This is a genomic window from Colwellia meonggei, from assembly GCF_057537295.1.
In genome coordinates, this window is record NZ_BAAJLZ010000005.1 from 284,629 (window position 1) to 303,768 (window position 19,140).

At 36.2% G+C, this 19,140-nt stretch carries 19 protein-coding genes and 1 tRNA gene; 7 read left to right on the forward strand and 13 right to left on the reverse strand.

From position 1 onward, the window contains the following. Positions 1 to 154: 154 nt before the first annotated feature. The 4 genes from AC27E9_RS14090 to AC27E9_RS14105 all read left to right on the forward strand — a co-directional run bounded on the left by AC27E9_RS14090 (position 155) and on the right by AC27E9_RS14105 (position 4,659). Positions 155 to 1,594, forward strand: coding sequence for an MBL fold metallo-hydrolase (locus tag AC27E9_RS14090; protein WP_487131202.1), 1,440 nt, complete (start codon positions 155 to 157; stop codon positions 1,592 to 1,594). Between the two features lie 58 nt (positions 1,595 to 1,652). Further along, a complete protein-coding gene (locus tag AC27E9_RS14095) occupies positions 1,653 to 3,125 on the forward strand; it encodes an MBL fold metallo-hydrolase (protein ID WP_487131204.1) in 1,473 nt (490 codons plus the stop codon). A gap of 62 nt (positions 3,126 to 3,187) precedes the next feature. Then, positions 3,188 to 4,261 carry a hypothetical protein gene (locus tag AC27E9_RS14100; protein ID WP_487131206.1) on the forward strand — a complete coding sequence of 358 codons (1,074 nt, stop codon included), beginning with the start codon at positions 3,188 to 3,190 and terminating at the stop codon, positions 4,259 to 4,261. A 107-nt stretch (positions 4,262 to 4,368) separates the two neighbouring features. Next, a complete protein-coding gene (locus AC27E9_RS14105) occupies positions 4,369 to 4,659 on the forward strand; it encodes a hypothetical protein (protein WP_487131208.1) in 291 nt (96 codons plus the stop codon). A gap of 45 nt (positions 4,660 to 4,704) precedes the next feature. Here the strand turns inward: AC27E9_RS14105 and tehB are convergent, their stop codons facing one another. The 10 genes from tehB to yejK all read right to left on the reverse strand — a co-directional run bounded on the left by tehB (position 4,705) and on the right by yejK (position 13,500). Continuing rightward, entirely contained in the window at positions 4,705 to 5,271 is a 567-nt protein-coding gene (tehB, locus tag AC27E9_RS14110; protein WP_487131210.1) for a tellurite resistance methyltransferase TehB, read from the reverse strand. Positions 5,272 to 5,407: 136 nt separating this feature from the next. Next, on the reverse strand, positions 5,408 to 5,806 hold the full coding sequence (locus AC27E9_RS14115; RefSeq protein WP_487131212.1) for an NUDIX hydrolase: 399 nt from the start codon (positions 5,804 to 5,806) through the stop codon (positions 5,408 to 5,410). A 28-nt stretch (positions 5,807 to 5,834) separates the two neighbouring features. Next, the gene (locus AC27E9_RS14120; protein WP_487131214.1) at positions 5,835 to 6,158 is read right to left on the reverse strand and encodes a hypothetical protein; all 324 of its coding nucleotides are present in this window, start codon (positions 6,156 to 6,158) and stop codon (positions 5,835 to 5,837) included. A 34-nt stretch (positions 6,159 to 6,192) separates the two neighbouring features. Beyond that, on the reverse strand, positions 6,193 to 7,497 hold the full coding sequence (locus AC27E9_RS14125) for a DEAD/DEAH box helicase (protein ID WP_487131216.1): 1,305 nt from the start codon (positions 7,495 to 7,497) through the stop codon (positions 6,193 to 6,195). A gap of 123 nt (positions 7,498 to 7,620) precedes the next feature. After that, complete coding sequence (locus AC27E9_RS14130) at positions 7,621 to 8,694, reverse strand: endonuclease/exonuclease/phosphatase family protein (RefSeq protein WP_487131325.1); 1,074 nt, start codon at positions 8,692 to 8,694, stop codon at positions 7,621 to 7,623. Positions 8,695 to 8,789: 95 nt separating this feature from the next. Next, positions 8,790 to 9,548: a substrate-binding periplasmic protein gene (locus tag AC27E9_RS14135; RefSeq protein WP_487131218.1), complete on the reverse strand. Its 759-nt coding sequence runs from the start codon at positions 9,546 to 9,548 to the stop codon at positions 8,790 to 8,792. 33 nt (positions 9,549 to 9,581) lie between these two features. Continuing rightward, positions 9,582 to 10,412: a M23 family metallopeptidase gene (locus tag AC27E9_RS14140; RefSeq protein WP_487131220.1), complete on the reverse strand. Its 831-nt coding sequence runs from the start codon at positions 10,410 to 10,412 to the stop codon at positions 9,582 to 9,584. Next, positions 10,405 to 11,286, reverse strand: coding sequence for a 6-carboxytetrahydropterin synthase (locus AC27E9_RS14145; protein WP_487131222.1), 882 nt, complete (start codon positions 11,284 to 11,286; stop codon positions 10,405 to 10,407). The genes AC27E9_RS14140 and AC27E9_RS14145 overlap by 8 nt, the downstream gene beginning before the upstream one ends. A 14-nt stretch (positions 11,287 to 11,300) precedes the next feature. Further along, positions 11,301 to 12,329 carry a dihydroorotase gene (pyrC, locus tag AC27E9_RS14150; RefSeq protein ID WP_487131224.1) on the reverse strand — a complete coding sequence of 343 codons (1,029 nt, stop codon included), beginning with the start codon at positions 12,327 to 12,329 and terminating at the stop codon, positions 11,301 to 11,303. Between the two features lie 82 nt (positions 12,330 to 12,411). Beyond that, positions 12,412 to 13,500 (reverse strand): nucleoid-associated protein YejK, encoded by a 1,089-nt coding sequence (gene yejK / locus AC27E9_RS14155; RefSeq protein ID WP_487131226.1) that lies wholly within the window; start codon positions 13,498 to 13,500, stop codon positions 12,412 to 12,414. A gap of 80 nt (positions 13,501 to 13,580) precedes the next feature. Between yejK and AC27E9_RS14160 the strand changes: the two genes are divergently transcribed. The 3 genes from AC27E9_RS14160 to AC27E9_RS14170 all read left to right on the forward strand — a co-directional run bounded on the left by AC27E9_RS14160 (position 13,581) and on the right by AC27E9_RS14170 (position 15,741). After that, a complete protein-coding gene (locus AC27E9_RS14160) occupies positions 13,581 to 13,802 on the forward strand; it encodes a YejL family protein (RefSeq protein ID WP_487081911.1) in 222 nt (73 codons plus the stop codon). 67 nt (positions 13,803 to 13,869) lie between these two features. Continuing rightward, on the forward strand, positions 13,870 to 15,555 hold the full coding sequence (locus AC27E9_RS14165) for a DUF3413 domain-containing protein (RefSeq protein ID WP_487131228.1): 1,686 nt from the start codon (positions 13,870 to 13,872) through the stop codon (positions 15,553 to 15,555). Positions 15,556 to 15,664: 109 nt separating this feature from the next. Then, a tRNA-Pro gene (locus AC27E9_RS14170) sits at positions 15,665 to 15,741 on the forward strand. Between the two features lie 107 nt (positions 15,742 to 15,848). On the opposite strand, the gene AC27E9_RS14175 is transcribed toward AC27E9_RS14170, so the two are convergent. From AC27E9_RS14175 to AC27E9_RS14185, 3 genes are all read right to left on the reverse strand, one after another. Next, positions 15,849 to 16,445 carry a glutathione S-transferase family protein gene (locus AC27E9_RS14175; RefSeq protein WP_487131229.1) on the reverse strand — a complete coding sequence of 199 codons (597 nt, stop codon included), beginning with the start codon at positions 16,443 to 16,445 and terminating at the stop codon, positions 15,849 to 15,851. 550 nt (positions 16,446 to 16,995) lie between these two features. Beyond that, positions 16,996 to 17,298, reverse strand: coding sequence for a hypothetical protein (locus tag AC27E9_RS14180; protein ID WP_487131231.1), 303 nt, complete (start codon positions 17,296 to 17,298; stop codon positions 16,996 to 16,998). A 1,029-nt stretch (positions 17,299 to 18,327) separates the two neighbouring features. After that, entirely contained in the window at positions 18,328 to 18,858 is a 531-nt protein-coding gene (locus AC27E9_RS14185) for a hypothetical protein (protein ID WP_487131233.1), read from the reverse strand. Positions 18,859 to 19,140: the final 282 nt, after the last annotated feature.

A 19,140-nucleotide genomic window follows, 5' to 3' on the forward strand; every position in this document is an offset into this window, starting at 1 on the left:
AATTAAGATACAGGATATTGCCAACTTTCCAATGTAAACTTTTGTAAAACATCGCCTTAATAGTTTTACATACTATGTCTGTTTAGCGTTTTACAGGCACTTTATATTAGTGACATCGGAACACAGACACTGTTCACTTATAGGAAAGTTAATAATGAATCACTTTATTAAATCGATTGTTTTGTTGTTTTTGTTTGCCGTTGCGATACCAGCAAAATCAGCAAGTGAAGTAGAAAATTTCTTTGCTCAGCTTAAAACACACTATCAAACAACCCAATCAATTCAAAAATTTTCAATGACTCATAACTACTTATATTTAGGCAGTAATGCGTCTTATAGTGCATGGGATTATCAAGCGCCAAACAGATATACGGCATTTAAGGTAACAGAGTTCGATTTAGAAAAAGACTATTATTATGAAAACGTAATACACCACTATGCCGGTGGTAGAAAGCATAACGAGGTACATTTTCAGAATGATACCAGCAGCTTAAGATACGCTAAAAATGGCGCGCCATATGGTAAACAAATCATCAAACAAGATATGAGTGAATTCGAAGGTTTCAAAAATCTTATTGTTGTTAATGTCGATTTCTTCGCCGTTAGACCTCTTCTTGCTGAAAAAAATGTTGCAGCAACGATTAAACTCTTTCACGACAAAAATTTCGGCAGAACTACTCTAATACATAAAGCTTCAGATGATAATGTTGTTGAGTATACTTTTAGTACCAGTCCGTTACGTTTGCTATCGCTTAACAATAAGTCGTTACGTCGTATTTATTTCTATGATGACTATCAAACCACTAATAACCTAACCTTTGCTAGATCTATAGTGCAATATGCAAATGGAGACATGACACCTACGTTTATAAAACACATTGCAAGCCTAAATGTTATTAAAGAGATTGAGGCTACTAAGCTTGAAATCCCCCATGGGTACGGTCCAATTGTTACTGAAGGAAATGGAAAATTAGTATCAACAGAAATTGCAGATGATCTTTACTTAGTGACTGATTCATCAGAAAAAAACAATAGTTTGTTTAAAGTGAATGGTGATGATATTACTGTATTTGGTGCCAGTGGCTATCCTGCATTAGCGAAAGACACCATTAAACTTATTAACCAGCAATTTCCAGAAAAGAAAATCACTTCAGTTTATGTCACTCACCCGCATGGTTATGAAATTGCTGGTCTTAACGTTTATGCTGAGCATGGTATCGACATTCTTGCTGATGAATATACCATTGCTGCGATTAAAGCTTACCCAAAATTTACTGACAGCATAGCTACCTTCAAATTTCGCACTATTAAGCATAAGCAAATTATTGAAGGTGCCCAATTTTATGTTTTAGACAATAACCATTCAAAAAAACAAAGTTTTGTTCACTTTAAGGAAAGTGAAATTATATTTCAGTCGAAATTTCTCCATATCGCTTATGACAATACTATTGCCACAGACATACCTAATTACACTAAAACCTTTGTCGACTTTATTCGTGCTAAACGACTGAAATTTAATCGTATTGTTGGCTATCACCAAAATAACGACATTAGCGTTGAAGTGCTGAATAAAACTTACGATGCCATGTTATAGCGGTCTTTTCTCTAGCAACTTTAAACCTCAAATTTATTATTTTATTTAGGAAATTCCAATGAAAGCAAACTATAAAAGTCATTTTATTGCCTTTACCTGCGTGGCATTGTGCATGCTCATTATGGTAACCGTGCCAGCATTGGCATCGACCACGGAAGCAACAGAAATAGAAACAAAAGCTTTTATAAACAAACTTAAAACACACTATAAAAAAACTCGAAAAATTAAGAAATTTTCATTGAGTCATCACTATTTAAACCGACAATACCAATCTCACGATTATTGGGACTACCAAATACCTAATAGAATAATGGCTCAAAGAACAGTCGAGCTAGATTTGGTTAACCAGCACTTTTACGATAATGACGTCTACTACACATCAGGCGGATTACTGTTAGATAAGGCGCACTTTGAAAATGACACCGGAAGCTTTGCCTTTGAATTAAATGGTAGCTATTTAGGTAAACGTATTATTGATCAAGGCAAGGGACAGTTTTTTAGAATGGACTATGTCCGGTTAAATATAGATTTTTTAGCGGTAAGACCGCTATTAGCGGAAGACAATATTGGCGAAAACATTTCCCTACACCAGGATCATAAATCGGGGACATCAACCATCACTCACCATACAGACGATAACAATATTGTCACTTATAAGTTTAGCAATACTCCGTTGCGACTGACATCGCTCTATGATAAATCGAAACAAGCAATCCTGACTTATGAAAACTATCAAATAACAAACGGCTTAACCTACGCGAGAACTGTACACCAATATTTTGATGGCGCTACAGAGCCATACTACAGCATCTACAACGATCATTTCGAAGTTATTGATCAGGTAGAGCCTAGCAAACTAAAAATACCAACAGGATATGGTCCGGTAATTCCTATAGCTGACGGTGTTTTAGTTGCCAAGGCAATTGCAAAAGATCTTTACCTAGTTACTGACTCTTCGGCGTGGCGGAACAGTTTATTTAAAGTCAATGGTGATGAAATTATGGTTTTTGGTGCCAGTGGCTATAAGGCGTTAGCAGAAAAAACCATTAAGCTAATCAATGAGCAATTCCCAAATAAAAAGATATCTTCGGTTTATGTCACACATCCGCACGGCTATGAAATTGATGGCCTCGACGTTTACGCAAACCAAGGTATCGAAATACTAGCTGATGCCTATAGCATCGACGCTATCAAAGCCTACCCTACATTTGCTGATAACATAACTAACTTTAAATTTCGCACTATTAGCCATGATCAAATTATTGGTGGCGCGCATTTTTATGTTTTAGAAAATATGCATTCAAAACGGCAAAGTTTCGTGCACTTTGAAGATAGCGAAATTATATTTCAATCGAAATTTCTTGATATCGCGTTCGACAATACCATTGCCAAGGTAATACCTAATTACACCAAAACCTTCGTTAATTTTATTCGAAGTAAACAGCTGAAATTTAAGCGCATCGTGGGCAACTTCAAAAATAACGATATTAGCGTAGAAGTGATGAATAAAACTTACGATGCAATACTGTAGCAGAATAAGCAATCACACTATACGCCTTTTATATTTACCAACTAAAAATCAAGGAGTTATTGATGAATCTCAACCGTATGAGTCATTCACCAACGCTAAATTTAATAGTCTTATTTATTCTCACTATAACGACAACTTCAGCGCTGGCTTCAACCACATCAACACTAAAAGAAACTAAAACGATTATCGAAGAACTCAGAAACCACTATAAGAGCACTCGTTCAATCAATACCTTTTCGCTGAAATATCACTTCTTAAATAAGCAATATAGAGACAATAATTATTGGGATTATCAAACCCCAAATAGAGTGATGTCGCAAAGAATGGTTGAAGTGGACCTGGTGAAAAAACACTTTTACGACAATGACATACTATACTACACCGGAGGTAGACTGTACGACAGAGCACAATTTCAAAATGACAGTGAGAGCATATTCTATGAAAAAAGCACTTCAACATTTGGTAAAAGCATTATCAATAAAGGTTTAGGTAACTTTGATCGTTTCATCTATTACATGATTATGAACGTTGATTTTTTAGCGGTAAGACCTCTACTTGATGAAGACAACATTTTGGAAAAAATTACCTTTAAGCAAAACAGCGAATCAAACACAATAACGCTTACACATTTAACATCCGATGATAATATTATCGATTATGAGTTTAATCTTAAGCCTTTACAGCTATTATCTATCAATAAAAAATCAGAAGGTGCAATTTATGTTTACGATGATTACCAAACTAGTAGAGGATTAACTTTTGCTCGCTCTTTACAATCTTATTACGGCGGAGAAACAGAGCCGGCGTATATAAAATTTATTGATCAATTTGACATTATTGAGCAAGTAGACCCGAATAAACTGCAACTACCAATAGGATACGGTCCTGAACTTCCTAAAAGTGACGGTGTGCTAGTGGCAACGGAAATAGCAACCGATCTTTATCTTGTCACCGACTCTTCAGCTAAGCGTAATAGTTTATTTAAAATTAGCGGCGATAACATTGCGGTATTTGGCGCCAGTGGCTATGCCAGTATTGCTAAAAAAACGATTGAACTGGTCAATCAACAATTTCCAAATAAAAAATTACGTCAGTTTATGTTACTCATCCTCATGGGCACCAAATTGCTGGTCTAAAAGACTATGCTGACATAGGCGCCGAGATACTTGCTGATGAGTATAGTATCGCTGCTATCAAAGCTTACTCAGGTTTTGCAGGTGATGTTGCCAAGTTTAAGTTCCGAATGATTGAACACGAACAGAGCATTGATGGTGCTGTTTTTTACGTATTGGAAAACTTGCACGCTAAGCGACAAAGTTTTGTTCATTTCAGGAGCGATGGCATTATTTTTCAATCAGATTTTTTGCATATTCCTTTTGATAATACTATCGCTAAGGTCATCCCCAATTACACTCGAACTTTTATTGATTTTGTTCGACAAAAACAACTTAACATCAAGCGAATTATCGGTAACAGAAATAATAACAATATTTCTGTTGAGATTATGAATAAAACCTACGATGCCTTAATGTAAAACGCTAGCATTAAGGCCATAACGGGTTTATGTTAGCTTTTATATCTAGCTCGGCTTTTTCGCCAGCATAGTGGCAAATTGCAATTGAGCGCCGTTGTGCATGGTACCAACATCTTCGTTGTATTTGATCATTTCCCAGCCTTGATAAGCTTCGCGTAACTGCCCTGCTTTCAAGGTGAACGGGAAAGGCATAGGGCATGGATGCTCTTCAGTATCCATAGCGCACACAATAAGGTTGTAACCACCTGCCAAGGTAGAGTTTTGCATATCGGTAATAACGGCATCAATACGAGATGGGTCGATAAACATTAAGGTAACAGTACTTGATATAAAACCGTAACTTTCGCTAAGGTTGGCATGGTTAATGTCGTAAACTTGCGCTTTAATATTCTCAAAACTCTGTTCATTAATAATGCTTTGCAGCATATTAATTGCGCCTGGGTTAGCGTCAATACCAGTAACATCAAATCCGTGTTGGCCGAGGTAAACCGCATTACGGCCGTTTGAACAGCCCATATCAAGCGTGCTGCAAGGCTCTATAATTTTGCATGCTTCAACAACTTCACTATGGGCAGGATTTAAGCCGTATTGGCTATTAAGATCAACTATCATGGTAACTACTTAGGTTTTGAAATAAAGGCGATTATCTTACTACTAACTTTACCTAGTTGAATATGAATTGGCGCACTATATAAACTTAACTTGACCCTAATCAACAACTCCTGAAGTTGGATTGTTTTTATTTCTACTAGAGTAAATTCTGTTTCTTCAGCCAGTCCATTATCTTAATTGAACCTAGAGAACATAGCGCTTTGTTTTCATAACTTATGAAGTCTATTTCTGCAATTTCAGCGTCAGGGCGGAGTTCGCCTTTGAAATCTGCAAAATAACAAGTGAGCTTTACTGCGGTGTCGCTACCCTTACCATCGGCCTGAGCTGTAAAAGTTTCAGCATATTTAATAGAATTAGAAATTAGGTCTACGGAAATTTCTTCTTTAACTTCACGTATCAGGGCTTGTTCATCTGACTCACCTTTCTCGCGTTTACCACCAGGAATATAGAAAAGCGTTTTATTTTTTGAGCGAGCACTTAAAAGTTTACCGTTTTCTATATATAGCCAGGCTAATTTATCAATTTCTTTATTCACCAATAGCCCCTTTTGTTAACAATGTCGATCAAGCGATGAAGTTAGCTTCCATAATTCCTAGCATAAGTTCCCGTGTTAAATCGCTAATTTTATGTTCAGTAGAAGAATATATATCTCCAGCTTTATTACCTAGGGCAACGTCAACTAAACCGGGCTTTTCGTCATGCAGTACAACAACAATTTTCTTATCTAATACGACACAATCAATAGTGACAGCATCTGCTTTCATCCCTTGCTTACGTAGGGTTTTATCCATGATCCCCATAATGGTATCGACTTTATCGAACTTGCCAACAAATAGGTCATTCGCTTTTGCCACTATTTCGGATACGTTTTCAAGAGTAGTATTCATGATAGCCTTTAATGATTAGTTCTAGATGTTAGGATTAAGAGTTATTCAGCCAAATATCAGCATTGACGCTTGCTTTGTTTTTACGCTTTTTCTTTCCGGTGCCTTCGGGCTTTGCTTTTGGTTTACTTGCTTCAATATGTGCTTGAGTGATAATTTCATCAACCTCAAAGCCTGCAACTTGCTCACGCTCTAGTCGAATTTTGTTTTTCTTTTCGATAACTTTAAAGTGATGATAATCTTCGTAATCGAGCAGAGAAATAGCTAACCCCACTTCACCAGCACGACCACTACGACCAATGCGGTGCATGTAATCTGATGGGCTTCTTGGTAAGTCGAAGTTTATTACCACAGGTAGCTTTTCAATGTCGAGGCCTCGGGCAGCAATATCAGTAGCTATTAGCACGTCTATTTCACCGGATTTAAAACCATCAAGTACCCTATTACGAGTACTCTGGCCTTTGTCGCCATGAAAGACTTCCGCAATAATACCGCGTTTAGAAAGTTTTTCTGCTAAGTGATTACAGCTGTTTTTTGCGTTAACGAAAATAAGTGCTTGTCGCCATTGGTATTGTTTAATCAAATGCGCAAGTACCGAGGTTTTTTCACCTTTATTTACCGTAAAAACACGTTGTACTAAGGTACTAGCATCAGCACTTTGTAGTTGAATTTCAATCGGATCATTCAGTAATTCTTGCGTTAATGCTTGTACCTGTTCTGGAAAGGTTGCCGAAAATAATAAAGTTTGCTTTTGTTTTGGCAATAAGGCTAAAAGTGCTGATAACTCTTCAGTGAAACCAAGGCTTAACATGCGATCAGCTTCATCAAGCACTAATGTTTTTACCTTGTCGAGTTTAATGGCATTGTTAGAAATCAAATCAAGTAATCGACCTGGCGTTGCCACTAAAATATCAGTGCCACCGCGTAACGCTAGCATTTGTGTGTTCACAGAAACGCCACCGAAAACAACAGAGCTTTTAATTTCACCGTTAAAGTGCACCGCATAAGACTTTATACTATCAGCGACTTGTTTGGCTAATTCTCGCGTTGGTACAAGAATCAACCCAGTAACATAGTTACCTTGGCTGCTGTTCCCTTTACTGCTGTTACCTTGTTTCGCTATCGTGTGCTTTGCATGTTGCTGTAATAGTGGCAATGCAAAAGTGGCAGTTTTACCTGAGCCTGTGTTTGCCCCAGCGATTAAATCTCGGCCTGTTAATATACTTGGAATTGCTTGTGCTTGAATTGGCGTTGGTTTTTCATACCCTAGTTCAGCTAATCGCGTTAATAACGGTGGAATAAGAGAAAGTTGTTCAAAGTTGGCAGGCATAGTGTCAGTCATTAATATAAAGGGCTCAAAACGAAAACTAATAGCCGATTATTTTAGCCTATTTGTGACCTTTTAAGTTAATGAAATCTGATATCGTTGCTATTATTTCAATATTTTCATCACGGTGTGATCAAGTTAGGATCTTAAGGTTAATGTGACTGACACAATACCGTGATCGGTACTTTCACCATCGCGGTCAAAAATAGGGTTAATTAAGTGCCTGTCATAAGTATCATGCTCGCTTACTTGATACAGACTATCATGGTAGCTAGCGTCAAATTCACATGATAGCAAAATGTAATCGAGTACCGAGCTTGTTGCGCCAAAATAATGCGTTGGAATGCGCTTAAGCTTTGCTTGTTCGCTAAACTCGCCATCATTTATTTTTGCGATTTCAAATAAGTCCCAAGCATCAAGCAAGCAATACTTGGCTAAGTAAGCATCACGGTCTATGGCGGAAACAAAGCGTAACGTACTGGTTAATAATTGACTCAACACCCCGTCTGTTAGGGTATTGTTAAAATCACCCATTAATACCATAGCGTTATTGCTTGTTTCGCGTCGTTCAATCATCTCTATCATTAACAGTGTTGCTTCGCTGCCACGTTGAATAGTTGAACCCCAGCCACCAGCAACCTGTGCTTTGAAACTTTCAATAATACTCTTTTCAACTGACTGCTCTTTTATCACATCATGTTCAAGCATTGAACGTTTAGATTTAAAGTGCACCACGTAACAATCACAATGGCCAAGATGAGGAACATCGATAGTTGCCCGTAATACTTTTCTACTAAAAACAAATTCACGACTTAAGCCTAATGTCGCCGCAAGCGTTAAATTAGGCTTTACTGCCTCAACTTCAACAATAGGATAACGTGATGCAATAGCTACAACTGGTTTTTTATAAATAAAGTCATCGATAATTTGTGGCTCGTCAACTACTGCGAAGTGTTGATAACCATTTTCCGAAACCAGTATTTTTAAAGATTCAGCACTAAATACTTCTTGAAAGCCTATAATATCAGGCGCGCATTCTTGCAAGTAATTAGCAATCCAGTTTTGTTTCTTTTGCCATTGTTCAGCGCTATAAATACGTTCAAATTCATAGAAAGCGTTAGGTGGTTCGAGGTAATTAAATAAATTAAAGGTAGCAATTTTAAGCTGAGTGTCTGTAACTTGAGCAGTTACTAAAGGTGATTGATGAGTAATTTCTTATTTTCTCTTTGTTTAACGTGTTTAATGAGCAGCAGCGGATAATGTAATAATTATAGCTTATTTTATACTAGGTTTGTTAAGCTTATTATCTAATTCAACTGACTCCACTTATTAATTATTTTTTCTAATTCCCCAGATTTTTTCATTACACTGATCGCGTTATCAATGGCAGTAACAACGTTTTGCTCTACTGCTACTTTACTAAACATTATATGAATATCAGATTGATAAATATTGAGCGAATGTTGTTCAAATTCACCATTCATCTGATATTTATTAGCAAAAGATTTTATTGTTGCTGGATCCACTAAAAAACCATCAATATGCCCTTTCAGCAATAAGGTTACGTTCTCTTCAATATCAACAACTTCAATAATATGTTCTGGAAATTCTGTAGTTTTCATCAACTCTTTATATTCATCACCATAATAATAACCACTTTCGATTCCTACCATATAATTACTATGAGCTAAATCATTGAGCGTATTTAATTTAATACTTTTAGCTTTTCCTTTTCTAACAAATAATTTAATAGTTTCTTTGCGATAGGATTGTGTAAATCTAGCATAGCGTTTTCTTTCGTCACTAATAGAAGCCCCCATTGCTACATCCATTTCACCCGTTTTAATATAGTGTAAATGTCGTTTCCAAGGTAATTCAGTATATTCAGAGGTAAAACCAGCTTTAGAAAGTATGGCGTTAAATATTTCGAAATCTAAACCAAGCAGTTCTTGTTGACTGTTTCGATATTGATAGGGATACCAAAGCTCCCAGCCAACATGGAGGTCTTTAGCGTAACTTATAACGCTAGCTGATAGGAGACATAGGGCGATAAGGATGTTTTTCATTGGTTACCTTTTATCGCCTTTGTTTGTGAACTTTTATTTCAAAGGCTTAAGTTTTAACACTAACGCAGGATCTAGTCTCATATTAAACCAGTTAATGCGCCAATCTAAGTGTGGTCCGGTTGCTCTTCCGCTAGAACCTACGGCCGCAACAAGCTCTCCTTTGCTTACTTTATCACCAACTTTGACATAAGAATCACTCAAATGCAAAAATGTTGAGCTAACACCATGGCCATGATCTATGATCATAGTACCGCCTGAGTAAAACATATCAGGTACGTACATTAATACAGTACCGTCCGCAGGAGACTTCACTGGATCGCCTGTTTTACCGGCATAGTCTAAACCGTAGTGTGGCGTTTTAGGCACACCGTTATAATAACGCTGACTACCGTATACACCGGTGATAATGCCATCAATTGGCGCAATAAAACCTTCAGCAAATGCCGTTAAATTAGAATCTATTTTCCGTGCTGCTCTAATTTTTTTATTATCTTCACCAACACGAGTAACTGCTTTCTCGTTGGGGTTCATAATCTTCTTAGAGATGCCAGTCACTTTCTGAATGTTGTATTCACGTTTCAATGGTTTTAACAGTCGATTTTCTTGCGTGCCATCAGGTTTAATAATAATAAGTTCACTATTATTTTTTTCGTCACGGCTAAAGCCAAGTGCATAGTCACCGTTTTTTGAAACTTTGAGTGCTTTTCCATTTAACAATACTTTATTTTCAGGAGCTGTTTTACCAACAATTAATGCCCCTTGAAAAAACTGTTCAGTAAGTTTTTCTTCGGCAGAAGCAAAAGCGCTTAAACTTGCGCTGATAAGTAAAGAAACAGATAAAAACCTTGATAATGGCTTAACCATTGGCAATGGCTCCTTTGGCAACACCTTCATAGGCTATGACTTTAAAGTCATCATTTGGTGATTGCTTTTTGAGTTGACGAAAAATAAAATCTGCCAATAACTCTACGGTCGAATCACAATCTACAACATCAAGTATTTTACCAGGCACCGCAATATCAAAACGCCCTTGTGGGGCAAAATAAGAAAATAATTGGTGATCGGGTGTCAAATTCTTTCTGGCATCACTTGAAAGCTCAATATCAGCTAAACTAATTCGGTCTGCTTCACTAGCTATGTATATATCTTGCCAGCGTAAACTCCATACTTCTTCTAATGCCTGTGAACGTTGACCATTTTTAAATATTTGAATTTTTGAACGATGACCATGTGCTATGCGTTGGCAGTTACCGTCGTGCAGCTTTAATCCATGAGTATAATGATAATAAGCGCCGTCAATATTCTCAGGACGTAAATTCAAGGTTAACCCTTGAACATTTTTTGGCAACTGAGCCAAAATAATGGCCGTTAAATGTGTCGTAACAGAAGCAATATTAATATACGTAGCGTCAATTTTTGCAAAAGCGCAAGCAGGCGATTGTAAAAAATACTCTCCTTGCTGCGATGTAAAGTCGACAAACTCATGTCCAACGCGTTCTTTTGCATTGCTAACTACTATTGAATCATCTTGAATAGGTAGTAATAATTTATGATCAACGGCTTCGTCAATAATGGCTTTAATTTGCTTTTTAACGACAGCAAAATCAAGCACCATACTCATTTCATTCAAACTGCCGTCAAGTAATACATCAACGATCCAGCTTTCACCTACAATACCGCGCTTGTTGCAACAATATGAAAAGTCGATAACGGTTAAATCATTTACAAATAACTGCATTTATCGCCCCTCTGCTACTTTACTTGCCAAGCAATGGTGTCGTTAGCACGAATTGGTACAACAACATCATCACCGAATGCCATTGTTGCAGGTACATACCATTCACTTTTAACTAGCGTTATTTTGTCAGTATTAACAGGCAAGTTATAAAACTTAGGGCCATTTAAGCTGGCAAAAGCTTCAAGTTTCTCTAAAGCATTGGCTTGTTCAAACGCTTCAGCATAAAGCTCAATAGCAGCATGTGCGGTATATGAACCAGCACAGCCACAAGCAGACTCTTTAGCATGTTGCGGATGTGGTGCGGAATCTGTACCTAAAAAGAACTTTTCGCTACCACTGGTGGCCGCTTCAATTAATGCCTGCTGATGAATGTTACGTTTCAAAATAGGTAAACAGAAATAATGAGGACGAATACCGCCAACTAACATATCGTTACGGTTAAATAATAAGTGATGTACAGTAATTGTAGCTGCAACATTGCTACCGGCTTCTTTAACAAAATCAACCGCATTTTTAGTGGTGATATGTTCTAAAACAATCTTTAGTGTTGAGTACTTAGCTACCAACGGACGCAAAATAGTATCGATAAATACCGCTTCACGATCGAAAATATCGATATCGTGATCTGTGACTTCACCGTGAATTAACAATGGCATATTTTCTTCTTCCATTGCTGCTAATACAGACGCAATGTTATCCACACTTGTTACACCCGAAGACGAGTTAGTCGTAGCACCTGCTGGGTAAAGTTTTGCAGCGTATACAATACCTGAAGCTTTTGCCGCCTTAATATCTTCCGCTGTGGTTTGATCCGTTAAATACAACACCATTAACGGTTGAAATTGTTTACTTGGATTTGCTGTCATAATACGCTGATGATATTCACTTGCTAATGCTGCATTAGTCACTGGCGGTACTAAGTTGGGCATAACAATAGCTCGACCAAAATAACGGCTAATGTCTGGCACTGTAGTGGTTAATGCAGCGCCGTCGCGTAAATGTACATGCCAGTCATCAGGGCGAGTAATTGTTAATGTTGTCATTTTCTTTCCTAAAATATTTTATCTAAATGTTACACGTTTGCGTAACGTATGAATGTTGTATTTGCCATTATCAATGGCCTAATTAGAATTCGCTTTCAGATTCACCGCTAGGTGACTGCATTGCTGCATTTTCATTAGCTTTATTACTTTCAATCAACGCCATTAACTGGTCTTTCAAATTTGGCGGAACTTTAAATATGGTAATACTCTCATTAGCTGGATTATAAACCACATCTTGGCCGAAGTGACTGCGCTCAAAGCTCAAACTAATGCCATTGCCATAGCCAGAATATTTCGTCACTTTATTCACAACGGCTTGGTCATGCGGGAATGATTCTTCAATTGGGTAAGATTGCTCTTGGCAAAATTTATAAAAGTCGCTACCACTTTCCTCAGACTTAATAACATCGCCTAGTTCTTGCAAGGAAACATCTTGAGCTGACTCTTTTTGTTCTTTACAGTAACTGAGCAATTCTTTACGGGTTTGCTGTTTTTCGTTGGCGTCAAATTGATTTACGGCAACATAATCTTCAACGGCTTGCACTAAGGTTTGGGTTTGCTCTTTCGAATTTAGCCCTTCTTCACAGCTTAAAAAGTCCAAGAAAAAGTCAGAAACTTTACGGCCTGCTCTACCTTTAATAAAAGAAATATAACGATTACCATCAGCATTGTCTTGATAATCAAATAAATCAATACGTGCAGCCAATTGTAATTTGTTGGTATCTAAATGTTGATCTGCAGAAATATTTAACTCGCCATCAACTGAGTAATGCTCCGAAATAGGAATGATTGCCGCTAATAAATAACGACCACCCATGTATTCATAATGACAAATGATCAAATAACCGGTTTCTGCTAAGTCATATTTTTCAATTTCATTTTTCAACAAATTTGCCGATTGACTGCTAAATTGGTAAAAACTTTGTACGTCACCTAAGTAACTTTCCATAATATCAACAAAACGCGCACTATCACCTTCTGCAGGCATTGATGAAAAATGTCCGTAGGCTTTACTGCCTTTGCTGTTATAAATTTTATGTAAGGCGTCAACAAAATTCTCAATTTTGCTGCTAGCTGCAATGTTTTCAGGCCCTAACCTGAGTACAACTTCACCAGTTTCTTCTTTTTTTGTTAAAAAATGCAGTGCAATATTTGAAATTATTAAGCTCATAGATAAAGGTCAGTATTATATTGTTCAGGCATTTGATAAACTTATGTCTTGTTTATCAAATTACCAATTAAGTGTTTAAGATGCCTATTGTATCCAAGTATTCCAACGAACGTGTAGAAAAAATTATTCAAGATTTGCATGATGTATTAGTAAATGAGTCTGCAACCCCTGATCTAGCGCTGATGTGCCTAGGAAATACACTGACAGAAATTATTAATAATAATGTGCCAGAGCAACAACGAGAAACTATAGTAAACAATTTTATCAGTGCATTAAAACAATCTATACAAAAATCTGAATAAAACGTATAAGTTGTACATATAATATAAAAGCGACAAATAAACAATAATAAGAGAATTACACGACGCAATGGTTTCATTTGAATCAAAACCCTATAGTAAGCGCCTCTTGCAGCTAATTAGCTGGAGTCACTGGTTCACATTTTTCAACATAATAGCAGCTATTTTATTGTCTTCTATTTATGTATTTAACGAAGCAATGCCTGAAACCTTACTTGGTCAAACATATTTAGCCACAACTTGGTTAAGCCATATGGCATTTTTAACCTTTATGAGTTTTGTGCTGATTTTATTCCCGATCACCATATTATTTCCCCGAACGCGCTTTATTCGGGTTGTCGCTTCCATTGTTTTTACCGTCGAATTACTATTATTACTACTTGATGCCTTTATTTATAGTCGTTTAGGCTATCATTTAAATATCTCTTCAAGCGCACCAATCTTAGACTTGATCACTAATGAAATTCAGCAAAACAGTCGCGTTTTCTGGTTTGTTAGTTTAGTGCTTTGTATGGTTATTCTCTCGTTTGAGTTACTTGCGTCAAACTATGCTTGGAAACATTTAAAAGAGTTACAAAAAACCATTTTTGCGCGCTTTATTGTTATCCCATTAGTAGTATTCTTCTTCTTCAGTCACATTGTTCACATTTGGGCAGATGCAAACTTAGAATATGATGTTTTACGTCAAGACACCGTTTTACCGTTATCGTATCCATCAACCGCAAAAACCCTGTTAACTAAATATGGTATGTTCGATGAAGTTGATTATATTGCCCGGAAAACAAGCCCTCTTGCCTTTACTGATGTAATACCGCAATATCCACAATATCAGGGGCAATGCCCCAGTAATTCAGCATTGACGCAATCTGTTTTTATGGTGTTAACTGATAAGTCGCTTAACAACAAACAATTAGATAAAATCAAGCAAAGAGCCTTGAATGGTAAGGTTTCTCTTGATAACCATATTGATAACGCGTTACCAAAAGATGCATGGTTTAATTTGTTTTATAGCCTACCAAGTATTTATAAGGAAGCCTTATTAGAACAAGGAGCAACCCCACTACTATTTCAAATTATTGACAAGAAAAGCTTGGCTAAATCATTTACTGTTATTGGAGAGCAAAGTCATAACAGTGCTTCAGAGTTAAACAATTTAACCACATCATTATTTTCAAAAAGCAACTACTTGGCTGATATCTCGAGTTTAGTCTTTGCAGATAAACTTAATAATTTTTCACCTGGTTTACATGTGTTTTATTTTGCTGGCGATGATAGTTATCAATATGAATTATTTTTAGATGCATTGATGTCAGCACAAAATAAAAAAGCCGAAAAAGATATTGTTTGGATAAGCTCGATTGGCAATAAATCTAAAGATACTTCTTTATCAATTAAGCCTGCGTTGTTAGTTTTACCTGAGGGAAAAAACAGGGTTATCGATAAGTTAACAAGCCATATGGATGTACAGCCTACCCTAATTAAGCGCTGGTTAAACTGTGATATAGAACCAAACACATTCAGTAATGGCAACGATGTAAAACGTTTAAAGAAAGATCGCATAATTGCCAATACCATGACCGATGGCATCGTTGTATTTAATAAAGACAAATCAATGTTTGTGGACCAAAATGGCAACTTTCAAAGTTACTCAATACAATTAGCGGCTCCCATCACTGCGAAACCCGACTTTCCATTGATGATTGATGGTGTTCATTTTATAAAGCAATTTAGTCAACAAGCAAATAAAGAACAATAATTAAACACTCAACTGTAATTTAATGAATTTTTAAAGGCATTTCATTGCATTAACTCGATAAATCATTAATATAACCAGCGTAAGTTTCATCCCCATTAAGCTTACGTTACGGGGTATAGCGCAGCTTGGTAGCGCGTGCGTCTGGGGGACGTGAGGTCGCAAGTTCGAATCTTGCTACTCCGACCATATCAATAAGAAAGCCCAGCTTATGCTGGGCTTTTTGATTCAATTGAACACCTTAATATTGCACGTCTTATCTATATACAAGCTTATAGTTGTTAAATAAGTCCGCATTACGACATGCCGATATAATTAGCTTTAGACTCTATCCGGGTTAACCACTTTTGAATGTAAGGATATTCCGCCAGATCAAAACCACCTTCATGGGCAACATGGGTATAACCATATAATGAAATATCTGCGACGGTAATACTTGCTCCAACGAGATAAGGTGTTTTTTTTAACTGTTCTTCCATTACCTTAAGTGCTTTATGACCACCAATTTGTTTAGCTTCGTACTCTTGCTTTCGATTTTTAGGCATACCAAGGTATTTAGCAATAAACCTAGCGACCGCAATAAATGGCTCATGACTGTACTGTTCAAAGAATTGCCATTGCAATATTTTTGCTGTTGTAAAACGATCATTGCCAGCCAAAGCAGACTCAAACGCGAGGTAGTTTAAAATAGCATTTGACTCAGAAATATAGGTCCCATCATCTAATTCAAGTAGTGGTATTTTTCCGTTTGGATTCTTTTTTAAAAATGAATCTGTACTAGTTTCACTCGCTAAAATATCAACCTCAATCCATTCATGTTCTATATGTAGAAGTGAAGCTAATAGTTTAACTTTATAACAGTTACCCGATTGAATATCGCCATAAATTTTCACTACATTCTCCTTTTAGAATCTATGCGTTAACAAGTTTTTTTTTGGCCGTTAATTATTCGATATAACAAAAACAGCGTGACTAAAGCCAGGATATTTATAGATACCATTGCTTTTCCAATCTCAAAAACTGTACCGAATTTAACACCATAAATTAAACCTACAGAAAATAATTTACTTTCAATTGTTACCAAAGACAATAAACAGAACCAAACGCACAGTTTAAGCGCCTTCGCTTGCCTTTTATAGACATAGAAAATTAAATAAACGTTAGCGAAAACCACAAAACAGGTAATTATGACCTTAGATAAATATGAAATGTTCCATGCACTGTTGTGATTAAAAAGCATAAGATAAGTTGATGTAACGGCTATCAAACAATTAATACCTAAAAGCAAACAAACCGCTATTTTGCTTTTATTAAACGACTTAAACATATTTTCCTTAGAGGTTTAGCACATCGTTAGTGAGTTGATAAATATTTGCTTAATCTAATACAGCGAAACGTAACAGAGCTAAACCTATAAGTCTCGTTCTTTATCGCTAGTAAGTACTATTTATTCGTATGTTTTTTAAGAGATTCATCGAGCGCTTTCTGTTTTTTTGCTTGTGCACTTTTACATCTGTTTTTTTCGTACTCATACGGGTGATTACAATTCTTATCAGCCCCTAAACCAATAATTAGGCTTTTTTCATTTTCTTTACATTTCATTTCTTGAGCCGGCTCCATGTTAATACATGAAGATTCTTTTTGTCTTTCGCCCACCTCTCCATAATCATCAGCACTATAAACACTGCAGCCATTGCCTAAAAAAATCATTAGTGTTGAGAATACTAAATTTATTTTTATATTCATATCCAATCCATTTTTATGCATATAATTCTAATAAAGAATTAAATGACATAGTCAAACCGTTTAGCATTATCAAAATACCTGAGCTTTAGCAGCCCAAATTGAATAGCCTTAAATTAAACATTTGGATTTAAGCAAATAATTTAAAATACCGTTTAGATCCAAATGAAAGTTTTAATCGTATACCATTGTGAAGCAATTATGAATAAGAGAGTATGTTATGAAAGCACTTGCACTTCGGATATACGACGGCTACAAATATATTTTTGATTCAAACAAAAATCCTATTAGGCATATCCCAGATCCCGTTAGTAGATTTTACATAATGACCATCCTAGCTGGGATGTGGAGCTTTACGTTCGCTGTTTATATTGGGAGCATAGTTTATTTCGGAATTAGCCTTGCCGCCCACTCAATATTACTGATTATGTTTTTTTTCACCATGTCTATATTTTATGATGCCGAAAAAAATAAGTCGTCTTGGTTACTTAAATTACGTAATAGCAAAAGTTAAAGAAGCTTCCAAAAAATATTTACTTATTAATATAAAAACGCCCAAAATTGCTAGTTTAAGGCGTTTTCTAATAACGTAGTGACAATAAAGAGCTTCAAAGCGTCATATGCAGAATTGGAAATTACGTTTACCCTATTTGCTCATAAAACCAGTATTTGTATTTGTACATTTATGCCCATTTTGCCAACGGTTAATTGCTCGTAATAGCACCTTTCCCTGCATAATTTGACAAAATAAATACAGAGTTCAAAGTCAAGTTTTTAGCATTTAACTCGGCAAAGTCAATGATTTTTCCATTGCTTACTTTTACAAATTGTTCGTTACCTTTTTCTGCGCTCTCGATGAAGCGTTCAGACCAAAATTTACCCACCCAAACTAAGACATTTATTTATTCGTAATTTCTTATACAAAGTGTTTTGGCGGACTCTGTAAATACTAAGTCCATTTCTACATAATCTGATTGTTCTGCTTTTCGAATCATTCACAAAGGAAACAGCTATATTAATTCTACGACGCTATTACTTGGCTATTTTCGTGCGAAGATAAGTGACTGGCTCACCTTCCTTCATATCTGAGAGACTAGTTTGCACATTTGAAATATAGGTTTCACTGCGCGTGAAAGATTCAGGTGATTCAATATTCAACCAGAAAGCGTGTTGATGTGAACCGTTTTGGTCATTCAAATTAGTTCCATCTAAAAAAACAAATTGGAGCCTATTATCGTTGTCCTTTTCCATAAGAGTCAGTCGTGGCTGATTTCCTTTAGGACAGTAATGAGTAGCTATCAAACGTTCTCCATCTACAAAATATATTGTCATGGATACCCTGGTAGGTGACATTGTCCAAGTTTCGACTAAAACAGTTTCGTTGCTTATCAGCTTGTAACTAACTCGATGCTGATTACCATTTGAATACGTGCCCTTCCATTCACCAGTTAGCTTAGAAATTGCCTTAAAAACTTTTTGCGCTGAATTAGCAGCTTCCGTAGTAAAGCTAATAGTTAATATCAATATAGTAATCAATAGGTTGAAGTTCATGAAAGTGCTCATATAATTATTACTCCTTCGTTAATGGGCAAAATACATTGGTTAAAAATACGAACAAGAAGCTAATTGTAATTTGTCCCATTTAAGCAGTTTGTTATGCGTTTTACACAGCACTATTTTTTACTCATTGTTGTGATAGAGTCAAAGTCGTTTAAATCATTTTCAATTTCTCGAGATTTGAAAAACTTTACAATTCTCGAAGGATAAAGAAAGTAGCCATTATACCGACATACTTTTGTATGCAATAGATATAAAGTCTTTGGTGTTAAATAACATAAATATAAA